This window comes from Tardiphaga sp. P9-11, assembly GCF_008329525.1.
GTDB lineage: Bacteria > Pseudomonadota > Alphaproteobacteria > Rhizobiales > Xanthobacteraceae > Tardiphaga.
Genome location: NZ_NPKQ01000001.1, coordinates 702705 through 718350, shown reverse-complemented (window position 1 = coordinate 718350; position 15646 = coordinate 702705). Strand labels below are relative to the sequence as shown.

General features: G+C 61.1%; 14 protein-coding genes and 1 tRNA gene. 6 read left to right on the top strand and 9 right to left on the bottom strand.

Annotation, left to right across the window (positions count from 1 at the left end):
• The first annotated feature begins 486 nt into the window (after positions 1–486).
• The 5 genes from CIW50_RS03395 to CIW50_RS03380 all read left to right on the top strand — a co-directional run bounded on the left by CIW50_RS03395 (position 487) and on the right by CIW50_RS03380 (position 4797).
• Entirely contained in the window at positions 487–2187 is a 1701-nt protein-coding gene (locus CIW50_RS03395; RefSeq protein WP_246664171.1) for a putative bifunctional diguanylate cyclase/phosphodiesterase, read from the top strand.
• Between the two features lie 99 nt (positions 2188–2286).
• Complete coding sequence (locus tag CIW50_RS03390) at positions 2287–2691, top strand: YccF domain-containing protein (protein WP_149529833.1); 405 nt, start codon at positions 2287–2289, stop codon at positions 2689–2691.
• Between the two features lie 115 nt (positions 2692–2806).
• A complete protein-coding gene (locus tag CIW50_RS03385) occupies positions 2807–3865 on the top strand; it encodes a polysaccharide deacetylase family protein (RefSeq protein WP_149529832.1) in 1059 nt (352 codons plus the stop codon).
• Between the two features lie 208 nt (positions 3866–4073).
• Positions 4074–4250, top strand: coding sequence for a hypothetical protein (locus CIW50_RS28925; protein WP_172980175.1), 177 nt, complete (start codon positions 4074–4076; stop codon positions 4248–4250).
• Between the two features lie 46 nt (positions 4251–4296).
• Entirely contained in the window at positions 4297–4797 is a 501-nt protein-coding gene (locus CIW50_RS03380; RefSeq protein WP_149529831.1) for a hypothetical protein, read from the top strand.
• Here the strand turns inward: CIW50_RS03380 and CIW50_RS03375 are convergent.
• Together CIW50_RS03375 and CIW50_RS03370 are read right to left on the bottom strand one after the other, a co-directional pair.
• Positions 4794–5891 (bottom strand): acyltransferase family protein, encoded by a 1098-nt coding sequence (locus CIW50_RS03375; protein ID WP_149529830.1) that lies wholly within the window; start codon positions 5889–5891, stop codon positions 4794–4796. The two genes, CIW50_RS03380 and CIW50_RS03375, sit on opposite strands and share 4 nt — an antisense overlap.
• 111 nt (positions 5892–6002) lie before the next feature.
• A complete protein-coding gene (locus tag CIW50_RS03370) occupies positions 6003–6968 on the bottom strand; it encodes an amidohydrolase family protein (RefSeq protein ID WP_149529829.1) in 966 nt (321 codons plus the stop codon).
• Positions 6969–7367: 399 nt separating this feature from the next.
• On the opposite strand from CIW50_RS03370, the gene CIW50_RS03365 reads away from it, so the two are divergent.
• Positions 7368–7444 (top strand) — tRNA-Arg (locus CIW50_RS03365).
• 134 nt (positions 7445–7578) lie between these two features.
• Here the strand turns inward: CIW50_RS03365 and CIW50_RS03360 are convergent.
• From CIW50_RS03360 to CIW50_RS03330, 7 genes are all read right to left on the bottom strand, one after another.
• Positions 7579–8691: an adenylate/guanylate cyclase domain-containing protein gene (locus tag CIW50_RS03360; protein WP_246664119.1), complete on the bottom strand. Its 1113-nt coding sequence runs from the start codon at positions 8689–8691 to the stop codon at positions 7579–7581.
• 316 nt (positions 8692–9007) lie between these two features.
• Positions 9008–10378, bottom strand: a complete 1371-nt coding sequence (locus CIW50_RS03355) for an alginate export family protein (protein ID WP_246664170.1) — start codon at positions 10376–10378, stop codon at positions 9008–9010.
• A 22-nt stretch (positions 10379–10400) separates the two neighbouring features.
• Positions 10401–11309, bottom strand: a complete 909-nt coding sequence (locus CIW50_RS03350; protein ID WP_197738341.1) for a glyoxalase — start codon at positions 11307–11309, stop codon at positions 10401–10403.
• A 17-nt stretch (positions 11310–11326) separates the two neighbouring features.
• A complete protein-coding gene (locus tag CIW50_RS03345) occupies positions 11327–12961 on the bottom strand; it encodes an MFS transporter (protein WP_172980200.1) in 1635 nt (544 codons plus the stop codon).
• Positions 12958–13380, bottom strand: coding sequence for a DoxX family protein (locus CIW50_RS03340; RefSeq protein WP_149529825.1), 423 nt, complete (start codon positions 13378–13380; stop codon positions 12958–12960). The genes CIW50_RS03345 and CIW50_RS03340 overlap by 4 nt, the downstream gene beginning before the upstream one ends.
• The gene (locus tag CIW50_RS03335; protein WP_149529824.1) at positions 13377–15263 is read right to left on the bottom strand and encodes an amidohydrolase; all 1887 of its coding nucleotides are present in this window, start codon (positions 15261–15263) and stop codon (positions 13377–13379) included. The genes CIW50_RS03340 and CIW50_RS03335 overlap by 4 nt, the downstream gene beginning before the upstream one ends.
• Before the next feature lie 63 nt (positions 15264–15326).
• Positions 15327–15617, bottom strand: a complete 291-nt coding sequence (locus CIW50_RS03330; RefSeq protein ID WP_149529823.1) for a XapX domain-containing protein — start codon at positions 15615–15617, stop codon at positions 15327–15329.
• Positions 15618–15646 lie beyond the last annotated feature (29 nt).

Below are 15646 nucleotides of genomic sequence, written 5' to 3'. Positions count from 1 at the left end.
CATATGCAGTGCATTTTTCTCTGCGGATTTGACTGATCGCAGCGATCACGGACACGTGCGCCCCGGCGGACGGGTTGGGGTGGCGAGCACCACGGTTGAGCCGGAAATTTCCTGCTGCGACGACGGCGCCAAACGCCAACATTGTTTCGCGTGGTGGCTTCGCATGAGTATGATCTCGCCTGGCCGAATGGGAGAATTCGGCGCTTTCGTCGCGCCTATTGACGCTTTGTTAATGACGTCCAGATCGCCACCAGCCCAAATCATGCGTCATTTACACAACTACCGCGGTTTTCGAACCCGATTTAACCAAATCGACAAGGCGTTTTGCGAGGGTCGGCCACCATGCAGAATGCATCCGCCTCAGGCGTGTTGACCCCACCGATGGACAACGACGGCCCTACCGCAACCTCTTCAACCGAGACCGCCACCGGATTCGTGGATCGCGATGCCGCGCACGAATTGGAGATACTGCGCGAGATCGTACGTATGCTGCCGGCGTCCGTCACCGTGCAGAATGATCAGGGCGACTTCCTGCTGGTAAATGACGCGGCGGCAATCCAGTTCAATGCATCGGCGGATCAGTTCAACAGGCCCGACCCGCAATCGGATTTTCTGGCGCAGGCACTGTCACATCGACGCGCTACCGCGCTCGACCTGCTGCAGTCCGGCCGCTCCGCCGTCTTCGAGGAACGCGTCAATTCCGAACTCGACAGACGGGTGTTTCTAACGACGCATCGCCCTGTACGGATCGGCGACCGCAACGTGCTGCTGTCCAGCGCCAGCGACGTCAGCCGCCAGAAGGCGATGGAAGAAGAGCTGTTTCGCCGCGCCTATTACGACGAGCTGACCGACCTGCCGACGCGGCGGGTGATCGAGAAACATGTCGGCGGCGTCATCGGCCAATCTGACGGCACGTCGCGTTTCGCGCTGGCGTTTCTCGACATCGATAATTTCAAGCACATCAACGACTATTACGGCCACAGCGTCGGCGATGCGCTGCTGGTGCAATTCGCCAAGCGACTAGCGCTCGACCTGCGTGGCACCGACATGCTGTCGCGCATCTCCGGTGACGAATTCCTGCTGCTGCTGAATCCGATCCAGAGCCAGCAGGAGGTCGCCGAATATCTGGAGCTGCTGGTCCAGCGGCTGCGCGCGCCGTTCTACATCGACGGCTCCGAAGTGTTCGCCTCGGCCTCGATCGGCGTCAGCCTCTATCCGCAGCACGGTGGCAACTACGACGCGCTGCATCAGAATGCCGATATCGCAATGTATCGCGTGAAGAACGGGACCAAGGGCGCCGCGGTGTTCTTCGACTCCAGTATGGAGAGCGAGGCGCTCGCCCGGATGGCGACCGAACAGGCGCTGCGGCTGGCGATCCTCGACAAGCGCTTCTGCTGCGCGTTTCAACCCAAGGTCGACATTCGGACCCAGGAGATCAAGGGCATCGAGGCTCTGGTGCGATTGCGCAACGATGATGGCGTGATCCAGGCGCCCGGCAGTTTCGTCAATCTGGCGGTCGAGCTCGGCCTGATCGACGAGCTTACCCATCTGGTGCTCGCCGAGATCATGAAGTCGATAGACCAGATCGATGAGACCTTTGGCGCAGGTGCCAGCATCAGCATCAATGTCGCGGCCAAGCAGGCCGGCAACCCGGAATTCATGCGCGCCTTTGCCAAGGCGATTGAGGAGACCGGCTGCCCGACGCGTTTCATGGTCGAAGTGACCGAAGACGCATTCCTGGCCAAGACGCATTTCCAGGACGACATCCTGCCGATGTTCCGAGCGCTTGGCGTCGGCATTTCCATCGACGATTTCGGCGTCGGCTATTCGTCGCTCTCGGCGTTGGCGGATATCACCGCCGACGAGATCAAGATCGACCGCTCCTTCATCACGGACATCCACAAGCGCCCGCGCAGCCAGGGCATCCTGCGCGCCATCGAGTCGCTCAGCGAGGCGCTGGGCATGACCGTGATTGCGGAAGGCGTCGAGACCTTCGAGGAACTGGCCTATCTGCAGGCCGCGACCAAGATTCGCTATGCGCAGGGCTATTATTTCTCAAAGCCGATTTTTCTGGAAGAACTCGCACCGCAGGCGCGCAGCGGCACCGAGGCCATGCGCGGCACATCGGCGCGGCCGACGGACAATGCCCGCCCCTCCTACTCCCGCGCCGGCGGACGGGGATATTGAGGCACTGCCCTCGCCCCGTCATTGTCATCCTGTAACCGGATCCTATCTGTTAAGAGGTTGGAAACAACGCCGTCTACCGCGCATCACCAGAGAGCCACCATGCCCGTCCTGCCGCTGTTTCTGAATATCCTCTGGATCGTGTTCGGCGGGTTGGGGATGGCAGTCGGGTGGCTGATTGCTGCGGTCGTCATGGCCATCACCATCATCGGCCTGCCCTGGGCCCGCGCCGCCTTCAACATTGCCGCCTATACGCTGCTGCCCTTCGGCCAGCGCGCAGTCGACCGCGAGGCCGTCACCGGCCGCGGCGACATCGGCACCGGCGTGTTCGGCCTGCTCGGCAACATCATCTGGCTGGTGCTGGCGGGCTGGTGGCTGGCGATCGGCCATCTCCTCGCGGCGCTCGCTTTGGCCATCACCATCGTCGGCATTCCCTTCGCCTGGGCGCATCTGAAGCTCGCCGGCATCGCGCTTTGGCCGATCGGCAAGGTTATCGTACCAGCCTGACGCGCATTGCGTTGAACAAACACGAATTTTCTCGTTGAGAGTGCGTCGCGCATACGCCTGATTAACTATTTCGCTCAATGGTGAAACGAGGTGGGCCTCGGGCGCCGGAGTGGATATGCGTAAACTTCCTTTTTTGATTGTTGCAGGTTCTTTCACGGCGGTTGTCGCCGCGGGCGCTGGCGCGTGGCATTTTTTCGGCCCCGCCGCCGCACAAACTGCCGCCAAGGCAAAATCTGACAAGGGCGAGCTGACGACCGCTTCGATTGACACGCGCGCGTCGAAGCCCGGCGCGTCCGCCGAACCCGCACCGCGTGTGCAGGCGGTTGCGACTGCACCGATCGCCGCACCGACGCCGCCTCCGGCCGTCGAAAAGCGTCCGACGATTGCCAAGCCCGTCTGCAACAATCCCAATGCACTTGGCGTATCGCGCACCGTGCAGATCGACACCACCGGCGGCCCCGGCCTCGGTATGTCGCAATATCGCGATTACGACTTCCTGCAGCCCGGCGAAGTCGTGCTGACTTTCGATGACGGCCCGTGGCCGGTGACCACGCCTGCCGTGCTCGCGGCGCTCAGCGCGCAATGCGTGCAGGCCGTGTTCTTCCCGATCGGCAAGCACGCCACCTGGCACCCCGCGGTGCTGAAGCAGGTCATCGCCGCCGGACATTCGGTCGGCACCCATACCTGGTCGCACCAGAATCTTGCCAGCAAGACCCCGCAGGAAGCCCGCGACGAGATCGAGCGCGGCATCAGTGCCATCACGCTGATGGCCGGGCAGCCGCTGTCGCCGTTCTTCCGCTTCCCGCAACTGCGTCAGAATGCGGATCTCAAAGCCTATCTCGCCGAGCGCAACATCGCGGCCTTCTCGATCGACATCGATTCCGAAGACTTCCGCATCCATAACGCCGGCAAGCTGGTCGCCTCGGTGATGGAGAAGCTGAAGAAGAAGGGCAAGGGCATCATCCTGATGCATGACCTGCACAAGTGGTCTGCGGCCGCAGTGCCGGACCTGCTCGCCCAGCTCAAGGCCGGCGGCTACAAAGTCGTGCATATCCGCGCCAAGGACACGCTGCCGACGATCGCAAGCTACGACGCCGCCATCGCCGCCGAACTGCAGCCGGTGAAAACCAGCAATGCGCGCCCGATTTCCAACGTGATCCAGACGGTCGACTAACACCTGAACCACTCGGGTTGAACCCAATCGAGGCCGGGGCGGCACCGCTGCCCCGGCCTTTTTGTGTTTCGTGGCGAAGCGCGCGGCGAAACAAAACTGTCCCCCGACGAAACCATTATTCGCCTCGACGCAGACCGGCTGAAACCGGGTATCGTTATCCATCTGTCCAACGAAGCGGCACACAGCGCCGCCCAACAGGGACAGTCACATGCGCATCATCGGCTTCATCGTCGCCTTCTCGTTCGCCTTTGCCGGCCCGTCATTCTCCGGCATCGCGATGAACGACATGCCGGGCATCGGCACCTTTTCCTACAACGGCGTACAGATCACCTCCGATACGACGACGGCGAAGTTCGCCTATCTGACGCTCACGCGTCGTGCCTGATCGCATCCCTCCCCTCCGACATCCCCAGACACAGAAAGCAATCACCATGACCTCATTCAGCGCAAATCTGATCGGACATACGCTCAAGGCCGCAACCGTCGGCGCAATCCTGATGCTGTCGGCAACAGCGAGCCAGGCACAGTCGGCGAGCCCTTTCGCAGGATTTGATGGAGCCTGGAGCGGCAGCGGCACGGTGTCGCTGTCCGATGGGTCCTCCGAGCAGATCCGTTGCCGCGCCACCTACAATGTCGTTGGCGGCACTGCGCTAAAGCAATCGCTGCGCTGCGCCAGCGATAGCTACAAGTTCGAACTCAGCAGCGATGTGAAGAGCCAGGGCAACCAGGTGACCGGCACCTGGGGTGAGGCCAGCCGCAACATTTTCGGCAATCTGCAGGGCAGCGCCGGCGGCGGCCAGATCGATGTCTTCGTCGAAGCCGCCGGCTTCGCAGCCAACCTGACGTTGACGACCAAGGGCAACAAGCAACTGGTCTCGATCAGCTCCAAAGGACAGATCCGCGATGTTTCGATCAATATGATCCGAAGCTAACGCGCCGCCGATGCGGCTTGATGCGGTCCTGCGGCATCAAGCCCGTTGCCTGACGCGAATGTTTGAGTGCCCGGCTGCCGCTTGCGCCTGATCAGGCGCAGCAGCGGGTTTTCGATAGCGAGATGCACGATGACGCCTGCGACGCCGGCCAAGGCGACATAAAACAGCATCATGGTCGTCGATGATTCAGGCGTCGGCAACTGAAGCCATCGCTCGTTGCTGGTCTTCATGATTTCGAAGACGATCGGATGCGTGAGATAGATAGCGTAAGACGCATCACCGATCAGGATCAGCGGCCGCCATGTTATCGCACCGCCGGCATATTCGACGAACAGCGCACTGGCGACGATCACTACGGGCGCCGCTGCGGCAAGCGTCATATAAATCGACGGTGTAACGCTGTTCGCCCATAGCGGCCCCACGAACTGCGACCCATAGCAGAGCGCGATGAGAGCGACGCCGATCCAGACGACGGTGCGTCGTGGCGCGGCGGGAGCAAACGTCTGCAGCGCATAGAAGATCGCGATCCCGGCGATGAAGAACTTCGTATAGTCGAGCGACAGATAGTGGCAAGCCGCAGCCGTGCAGACGGTATCGGCCGCATGGTTCAACGCCACGAGGCATCCGACGACGATCAGAGGCGCCAGACGACGGCTGATCGCAAGCGCTGCTGCAAAGATCAGATAGAAATACATCTCATAATTCAGCGACCACCCGACATTCAGGATCGGGTATTTGTCGCCGATCGGCAAAAACAACAGGCTGCGGCCAACATAAGCCCAGAGCGGTTCACCCGGTCGACCGTCCAGTGGACTCCGCCACGTCGCGGAGTCGAACAGTGCAAAGCCGAACATAACGACGAGTATGACCAGCGTGCACAGCCAGTAGAGCGGTGCGATCCGCACCAGACGCTTGGCGAGAAAATCGTCGGCCCCCTTCTGGGTGATGAAACACATGATGAAGCCGGAGATGACGAAGAAGGTGGAGACCCCGAAGAATTCGGTGTGCCAATCGCCCGCGAGTTTGTAGCCGGTGTGGAAGAACACCACACCAAGCGCAGCGACGCCACGCAACACCTGCAGATTTGACAGCATGGGGCTCCCTCGACCGCCCGTCGCGGTCGGGGGCAAACCTTTGGCAGAGACGAGTGTTCCGCCGATCCGGGACTCTTGAGGAGAAACAAGGCGGCGCGGTGACGCCCGTCATCAGAATCCGTAAAGCCGCGCCGGATTGTCGACCAGTATCTTCTTGCGAATGCCCGCGTCAGGCGCCCAGACCGCGAGCTGGTTCAGCAGGCGACCGTCGTCGATCTGGTAGAGTGGCGTGACTTCGGTGGGCTTCCTGCCGGCCGGCGTCACCGAATCCGGATGTGGCCAGTCGGTGCCCCAGATGATCCGCTCCGGATTGGCTGCGATCAGCGCCTTCGCCAGCGGTGCGACGTCGGGATAATCCGGCCCTTGCGTCGACGCGCGGTAGGCACCGGAAATCTTCACATAGGCCTTGCCGGTTTTGACGAGGTCGAGCAGGTCCGCAAAACCCGGCTGATCCAACCCGAGCTTGGCTTCCGCGCCGCCGAAATGATCGAACACCAGCGGCATCGGTGCGCTCGCGACAACATCCTTGATCGACGATACCAATGGCAGATTGGTGAACATCTGGATGTGCCAGCCGCGCGTCTTCATCCGTTCGATCGCCGCCTGAAGGCGCTGCTTGCCGATGGCGGGATCGCTTACGCCGCTGGTCGCCAGATTGATCCGCATGCCGCGAATGCCGGCCGCCTTCATGGCGTCGAGCTCGCTCTCCGGCGTCTTGTCGTCGATGACGGCAACCCCGCGCGCGTCGCCGCCACGGGCCTTCATGCCGAACAAGGTCGCCGAATTGTCCGTGCCATAGACGCTGGGCGTGACGATCACCACGCGCTTGATGCCAAGCGCCTTGTGCAGCGCGACCATTTCCTCCGGCGAGGCCGGTTCGGGCGTATAGACGCGGCCCGGAAAAAACGGGAATTTCTCAGGATCGCCGTGAATGTGAGTGTGGCAGTCGCAGGCGTCCGCAGGGACCTCGAAATTCACCGGCGTCGCCGGCTGCGCGGCTTTGCCAAACGCAAATCTGTTGTTGAGCACGACCGCTCCCGCGATTGAAGAGAGTAGAACACCGCGTCTTGTGAACATTGGTTCCTCCCTGATGTCGTGACGCCATTTGACCGGCGTTCACTTGATTGAGGTAAGCGTGATCGCTTCGCGAACCATGCGCAAGGCGCTCTCGCATGTTGCATAGCGAAGAAGATCTCGGATTGCCCGCCACGTGGCGGGCTTCTCATTAAGTATCGGAGCCTCCTCGGAGGTCAGACAGCGGGAAGGTCATCCCATTTCCCGGCGACAGACGACTGCGGTGGCCCTGTTTCAGGTCCCTGTCCACCCAGTCCGCGGGCTTGAGCCCAGCCGCCCAGTCCGATCCAAATATGGGGGCCCGATAATGTGCCGCCGGTCTGCCCAGCCAACGCATTTTCATCCAAACCAGCCCCGGCCAGCCGTTGCCGCCGCCCGGCCAATCGGCTAAATGGACCCCAAGCACCCGTAGCTCAGCTGGATAGAGCGTTGCCCTCCGAAGGCAAAGGTCACACGTTCGAATCGTGTCGGGTGCGCCAGTGAAATCAAGTAGTTACCGAGCGCGCATGCTCGCTATTTGTCAGGTCTTGGTGGCCAACTTAGCCGGCTCTATCGCTAAAGAATTCGGTGCAGATTTTCCGGTCGCATAGCGGCTTCGTCCGAAAGCGGGCTGTCATCTGGACAGACCATAAACAGAGACGCGTGCAGATACGCCCCGCAGTTCGTGCTCACCTAAATGCTGGACCTCCTTAGGAAGATGCCGCGCAACTGCCTCCGTCATGAGTAGGTCCCTGCCTATTGTCTTAGTTAGCGCTTCCACCCGGCAGGCCTCGTTGACAGCAGTACCAATCACGGTGAAATCGAGACGATCGGGTGCTCCGATATTGCCGAAAAAAACCTCGCCTTCGTGCAGGACGATGCCAGCCTGGAGTTCGGGGCCAACTTCCGTGGACTGGAGAGCGGGGCAATCAGCGTTGAAAGACACAAGGCGTGCGATCGCGTCTTTTGCAGCCAGTACAGCCAAGCGTGATGCATCCTCAACGCCGTCCGTCACCGGGAAGACAGCAAGCATACCGTCGCCGATGAATTTGAGGATCTCACCACCGCGGGCGACCACAGCGCTTGCCATCGCCTCAAAGTAAGCATTGAGCAATACGAGCATATCGGCGGGATGTAGGGTATCCGACATTTTTGTGAAGTTTCTCAGATCAGAAACCCAAATGACCGCACGGATCGACTCGCCGGCACCACGTTTGATCGCTCCCTTAAGCACCTTGGCTGCGGCGCCATTGCCCAAATAGGCACTTAAGGCATTTTCGGAGATCCTCAGTTCGCTATGACGTTGCACATGCAGCGCGAACAGTTTGAAGAGGCCGGTCAACGAAGCAGTCTCCTCCTTAGAGAAACCTCCGACTGCCTTCGTGGCAAACGTAATGACGTTGCGGGTATCCAGACCGGACAACGGGATTGCCACATAGTCTGTCATGCCAGCAGAGGCCAGTTCGACCATGATGGGGAACTCTGCTTGGGCTGTGGCGGATTGCGGCGCCCGGCGGATCGTCTCGCCGGTCTCAAGTATCCGCTGCAATGGATTGAGTTTGTAGGCATTTGAAACGATTACTGCATCGGCGACGCGCACTTCATCGCAGAACCCATCTTCGGAATTCCAAATCCAGGCGAAGCCGACAAGCTGAGGATGAAGTGTCCCGATGTGCAGTGTGAGGCGGTCGATCGAAGAGCCGGCGGCCTTCATTCCGGCAATGAGTTTGACCAGTAGATTGATCATCTCACATTCCGCGGAAGCGTGTTCCAGCAGCCAGTGTTGAAGCCCCTCAAATGTTTCGGCAGGCCGGGCGCTCCTGTCGATCGGCCCGGACCGGCGCACGAACGAAACCGATTGAGGATAGGATCGGGTTGGCGATCCTGGTTCTTTGTCATTCATCGAAGTTCAGGTTCCTCGGCTCCCGTGTCGCTCTTGCGCATCATTTCAAATCGAACTCCGCCAAGACAATCGCCGGCAACGCGATCACGGAGGTAGGACGAACGACGACGTTCCGAATCGCTTGGAGAAGTGCTTCTGCTCTCCCCCAACGCGAGGCACGTTACCATCCGTATTTGAGCTCAAGGCCGAGATAATTGCTATCGTGTCCACCCGCATTCCGCACGGTGTCGCCGATGGAGTAATGCACCGCCTCAAGCGCACCGGTCAGATTGGCATTAAAGATGTAATCCGCGCGGAGTTGAGAATAAACGCCGGTCCAGCGACTACCGACCCCAGCGGTGCCGGCGACGGCGACATTCGGCTGAACATAGACTGCATCGGCCACCGTCTGGCGCCACTGCATGCCGACACCGGCCGTCACCGTCAGATTAGCGATGGGCTTCACCGTCAATGTCGGCTTGAGATGGATCAGGTTAGCGTAGCCCGTATAGCCGGCCAGCGAGAAATAGTAGCCGTTCGGGAACAGCGGATTGAACGTGCCGATGGTGTTGTCACCCGCGCGGCCGTCGCCCGATGCGGCATCCGCCTGCAAGCCTATCCTCGGCGTCCACGCGACGTTAGAGAATGTGTAACCAGTGCGGCCACCCAGCGCCCAGCCTTCGATGTCCTTGGCGCCGACATGACCGCTCTGGCCCATCGCTTCGAGATCCCAATCGAAGCCGTTGGCATTACCGGCAAAGCGGACGTCGAAGACATGACGGGTCTCTTTACCCAAGGCGTCGAGATAGCGCGCAGACGACCGCTCGAACAGCGAATAGTAACCAGACAGCTCGTTGTCGCCGAACACCTTGCGTTCGACGCGCGCGGTACTGAAACGGAAATTCTGGCCGGAGAAGTCGTCGAACACATCGCCGAAGCGATATTGCACCGGCTGGCTGACGAAGCCGATGAAACGCCACGGCCCGTTCTCGTAATCCGCCCAAACCGCATCGAAGGATTGACGCACATTCGGTCCGTCGCGTGACGACACGAAGCGTTGCAGATCGAAGGCAAAATCCTGCCGGCCGACGCGGGCTTTGAAGGTGCCATCACCAAGCGCGCCGCTATAGGCGATGAAAGCCAGTCTCAGATCGAGCTGGTTCTGGTCGACCGGCGAGATGCTCGCCTTGTCGATGGTTCGCACATCTTCAAGCTGGGTGAAGATCTGCCAGTTCTCGTTCAGCCGGATATCAACATGCATCTGCAGCCGCTGCAGCAGGTAGGAATCGCTGCGCGTGTTGCCGATGCCGAAATTCGGTGCGTCGTTGATCTCGAACCGCTCGCGCAGATTGGCACCGAGCGAGATGTAGCTTTTCGGATCGGTGACGAAGAGCGGGATATATTTCAGCGCGTCGAACGGCCCGGTGCGCAGCGCCGGATTGGCAAGCGCGGACCAGTCTTCCTGCCAGCGATTGGTGAGAATCTTCGGGCGCGCCGGCGTTGCCGCTGAATCGTCGGCATGCGCAGGCAGCAGTACCGCACTGAAGGCCAGCGCGGTCGCGGCTGCCCAGGCCTTACCTGCCGACGGCAGAGTGAATCTCGGCAACATAGCCTCCGGGGAATTTTACCAGCGCGGCGCGCCGTGCATCCGCGGCATAGGGCTCAACCAGCACCGCGGCACCGGCCATCTTCGCCTTGGCCAGCGTCTCGTCGAGCGATCGCACCTCATAGCCGGTCAGCTCATGGCCATAAGGATAAGGAAGTACGCCGTCGGTTACCAGCACAGTCATCTTGCCGAACTTCGACGCGATGCGAATCCGACGATAGGTATCGTTGGGACGACCTATCTCGATGCCCGGCGCCTTCGCCGTGTCCGACACGACGCTGCCTTTCGAGAAAGCGACAAAGCTCTTCACGAACTGGTCGGCCCGGCCGGCCGGCACGTAGACGCGATTTTCCGGGATCGTCTGCAGCTCCGGATAGGACGGCGCCGTCGTGTGCCAATAGAGCTGCATGTTGATGCCGCCCGGCCATTGCACCACCACGTCACGTCCGATCGGATCGGGGAATGTCTTGACCAACACATCGGCGCCCGCGCTTTGCGCGGCTTTGACGGCCGCGTCGATATCGGTGACGAGATATCCGGTACGCTCATGACCGAATGGATAGGGGATCGGCGTCTTGAATCCGAACACCGAGACCGAGCCCGCCGGCGTCAGCAGAAGCTGCGACGTCGTGCTGCTCGGCGTCGGCGTCACTGTCGCGACCACCTGTTTGGTGCTCTTGCCGCCAAAGGTAGCGATGAAGCTCTCGACAAAGCGATCGACCTCGTCAGGCGCAACATAGACATGTGTCGTGTCATATTGCGCGCCGACGGCAAAGCCGGCCTTCGCTGGCGCCGCACGAGACCATGCATCTTGCGGCGCGGCCGATAGCAACGCGACGGAAACAATAGCGGCGGTGAATTTGAACAAACGCATCATGGCAGTCCTTGTGGCGACTAGTGCTGGTTGACCAGTTCGGGCTTTGACATCGGGTTTTTCAGATCCAGCGTCAGAAAATGCCTGACCACGGGGGCGGCGGGCCCGATGTGATATCGCGTCATCTCGCGCTGCACATCGGCATCAGCCTTCGAGACGCGGTGATGCTGCCGCAGATGCTCCGCCCATGATTCCACCAGGAACCATTCGACGATCTTCTCCGGGTCGGCGGCATCCTCGGTGATACCCCAGCCATAAGCACCATCGCGACGACGCGCCTCGGAGAGGCGCTTGAGCCCGGTGAAGAACGGCGCACGGTTTTGACGCGCGATTCGGTACTCAATCAGGATCAGGACCGGGCCGCGGTCATGTTCGACCTCGTCCGACGTCAGCGGCTCCGGCCAGTAATTGGACGGCGCGAGATCGGCTTCGCCCGTCGGCAGCTTCACCCGGTGCATGATGAAGGCGGCAACGGCGAGACCGCATGCGCTGACCAGCAGTGTCGCCGGCAGGCTTAGCGCTTGGGCCACCGCACCCCAGCCGAGGCTTCCAGCAGCCATGGCACCATTGAACACCATCAGATAGACGGCGAGACCGCGACCACGCACCCAGTTCGGCAGTACCGCCTGCGCGACGCCACTGAACGTCGTCAGCGCCGTGATCCACGCAGAACCGAGCAGCAGCAGAACCGGCAGCGCAACCCATTTCGGCGGCGCAAAGGACAGTACAGCCATCACACACGCCGACAACAGCGCGGCGATCAGCAGCAGCGCGTCGGAGTCGAACTTCGCACGCAGCCGGGGTAGCACCAGCGCACCACCGATCGCGCCTGCGCCAACCGCACCAAGCAGCACGCCGTAAAAACTGGCATCGCCACCCAACAGATTACGCGCCACGAGCGGCAGCAGCGCCCAGATCGAGCTGGAGAATGCAAAAAAGATCGCTGCCCGCAGCAGCACGATGTGCAGTTCACGGCTGGAGCGTGTGTAGCGTAAGCCCGCCCGGAACGCGCCGAAGAACTTCTCCGACAACACGTCGTTCTCGGCCTTCGCGCGCGGCCACCACAGCAGCGCCGCGATGACGAATATGTAGCTGATGACATCGGCGCCATAAGTGACGGCGGCGCCAAAGCTCGCGAGCAGGATACCGCCAGCCGCGGGACCAATCGAGCGCGAGACATTGATGCCCAGCGAATTCAGCGCGACCGCACTCTTGATGTCCTGCCGCGGCACGAGCTCCGGCACAATCGCCTGCCAGGTCGGCCCGGCCAGTGCCGCTCCGACGCCGCCAATGAAGGTCAGGCCGATCAACAGATTGACCGTCAGCAGCCCGTAATAGGACAGCATCATCAGCGTCCCGCTCACCAAGGCGAGCAGCACCTGCACCGCGATCAGGAATTTGCGGCGATCGAGAATATCGGACAGCACCCCGGCGGGGATCGCAAACAGAAAAATGGGCAGCGTGCCCGCGGCCTGGATCATGGTGACTGCTGCCGGCGCTGCCGACAGGTCGGTGACGAGCCATGAGCTCGCCACGTCGCGCATGAAGCTGCCGGTATTACCCATCACCGTCGCGAGCCAGATCACCGCAAAGACGGATTGGCGAAATGGAGCGAAAGCACTGGTGTTCGGCATGGGAGGAGCCGGGCTGCTCATGGTTTTGTCTTCCCGGTCCGGTCATTGAGGTCTTGCCATGCAACAAGCAAGAACCCGCCGCACAGGCCGATATGTTCGAAGAACGAATTGGCGCTCATGAAGCGCTCCGGCGGCGCCAGCTCCCAGAACCGATTCGCCAGAAACGTTGCCATCAGCGTGAAGCCTGCGAGCGAGAGTGCGCCGAGCCAGCGCAGAACGCCACCGAGAATCAGCAGTGATGCCACCAGTTCGAGCCCAATCGTCATCAATGCGAAGGGCGCTGCCGGCTGTAGCCCAAAATGGTTCATTTCGGCGATGGCGCCGGGAAGGTCGAACGCTTTCATCAGCCCACCCTGCAGATAGGCCGCGCACAGGCAGAGCAAGGCCAGCCAGTGCACGACAGGCGCGCCAATGACTCGACGCACAAGATTCGTAATCATACGGCCCAGCATGCGCAACCGAGTGCACCCCAGAAACTCTTGAGATCGGCGATCGGCAATTTGCTGGACCAAGCTGTGGCGTGATCGTGACCATGCACGCCGCATGAATTGGCGCAGCCGCAGCTCATGGCCATCTTCTGCGCGACCATTTTGCCGTTTGCATCGGGCACAGCCCAAGCACCGTAACCGCCAAAGGTGCGCACCGGCGACCAGTCCGGCATGGCGGGCGGCGGCGCATTTTCGTCGAGCTTGGCGAAATCACCGACGCCATAGACGACCTTGCCGCCGACGATTGTCAGCACTGCGCTGGTATCAGCGATCTCGTTCTCCGAGCACGAGAAAAAATCACGATCCGGTACCACGATATCGGCGAGCTGCCCGACCTGGATGCGGCCCTTTTTGCCTTCTTCGTTGGAGAACCAGGTGACGTTCTCGGTCCACATCCGCAATGCCGTCTCGCGGTCGAGACAATTGCGCTGCGGATAGAGCTGCATTCCGCCGACGGTGCGGCCCGTGACGAGCCAGGACAGCGACACCCACGGGTTGTAAGAGGCGACGCGCGTCGCATCGGTGCCAGCGGACACCTTGACGCCCTTGGCGAGCATCTTCGACACCGGCGGCGTGGCTTCGGCCGCACCATGTCCGTAGCGCTCGACGAAATATTCGCCCTGATAGGCCATGCGATGCTGCACGGCGATGCCACCGCCCAAGGCGGCGATGCGATCGATGGACTGGTCCGAAATCGTCTCGGCGTGGTCGAAGAACCAGTTCAGTCCTTCCAGCGGCATGTCCTGATTGACGCGCTCGAACACATCCAGCGCCCGGCTAATAGTCTCGTCATAGGTCGCATGCATACGCCACGGCCATTTGTTCTGAAGCAGAACGCGCACGACCTCCTCGAGCTCGCCTTCCATCTCCGGCTCCATGTCTGGACGTGGCTGACGGAAGTCCTCGAAGTCGGCGGCGGAAAACACCAGCATTTCGCCGGCGCCGTTGTGGCGGAAGTAGTCGTCGCCCTGCTTGTACTTCGACGTCTTGGTCCAGTTCAGGAAATCGTCCTTCTCGCCCTTTGGCTTCTGGGTAAAGAGGTTGTAGGCCAAACGAATGGTGAGCTGGTTCTCGTCATGCAGTTTCTGGATGACGGCATAATCTTCGGGGTAGTTCTGGAAGCCGCCGCCGGCATCGATCGCGCCGGTGACACCGAGGCGATTGAGCTCGCGCATGAAATGGCGGGTCGAATTGACCTGATAGTCGAAGGGCAGCTTCGGTCCCTTGGCCAGCGTCGCATACAAAATGCCAGCATTGGGCTTGGCCAACAGCATGCCGTTCGGATTGCCGTTGGCATCGCGAATGATCTCGCCGCCCGGCGGGTTCGGCGTATCCTTGGTGTAGCCGACAGCACGGAGCGCAGCGCCGTTCAGCAGCGCACGGTCATAGAGATGCAGCAGGAACACCGGCGTATCAGGCGCAACGGCATTCAGTTCGTCGATGGTCGGCAGCCGCTTCTCGGCAAACTGATGCTCCGTGAAGCCACCGACCACGCGCACCCATTGCGGCGCCGGCGTGATGGCGACCTGACGTTTCAGCATGTTCATGGCGTCGGAGAGCGAGCGCACGCCATCCCAGCGCAGCTCCATGTTGAAGTTCAGGCCGCCACGAATGATGTGCAGGTGATTGTCGATCAGGCCAGGCAGCACGCGTTTGCCCTTGAGGTCGACGACCTTCGTCTTCGGCCCCGCCAGCGGCAGGATTTCCGCGTCATGACCGACATGCGTGAAACGGCCATCTTTGATAGCCACCGCACTGGCGACCGGGTTGGAGCGATCGAGCGTCGTGAACAGACCGCGATGGAGAATCAGGTCGGGGGTCTGCGGCTCGGTCATGGGAGCTCCTTTCAGCGGTCGCGAATGGAATGGTCGATGTAATCGTGAGGCGGGTGCCGGCGACTATCCGCCGGCTGGCGGCTGCGGTGTTCTGTCGGCAGCGACGCGTGCATCGGAACGCTGGCCCTTTGGCAGATGGCCGAACATGTGTGGTTTCACCTGGTCGAGCCAGGACTGCACCATCGGCTCCTTCTGCCAGAGCGTGCGCACCAGCGGCGGCAGTTGCTCGCCGACGAGAATGCCGAGCAGGCCAACCAGCGCCACCACCGGTGGCGCCGGAGAGCGCACATTGATCAGACTGTAGATGACGCCCACCAGCAGGCCTGCGCCCAGCGAGATCATGTGCGCTTTCATGTCGTTATCCTTGGTTATGTGACGCGACG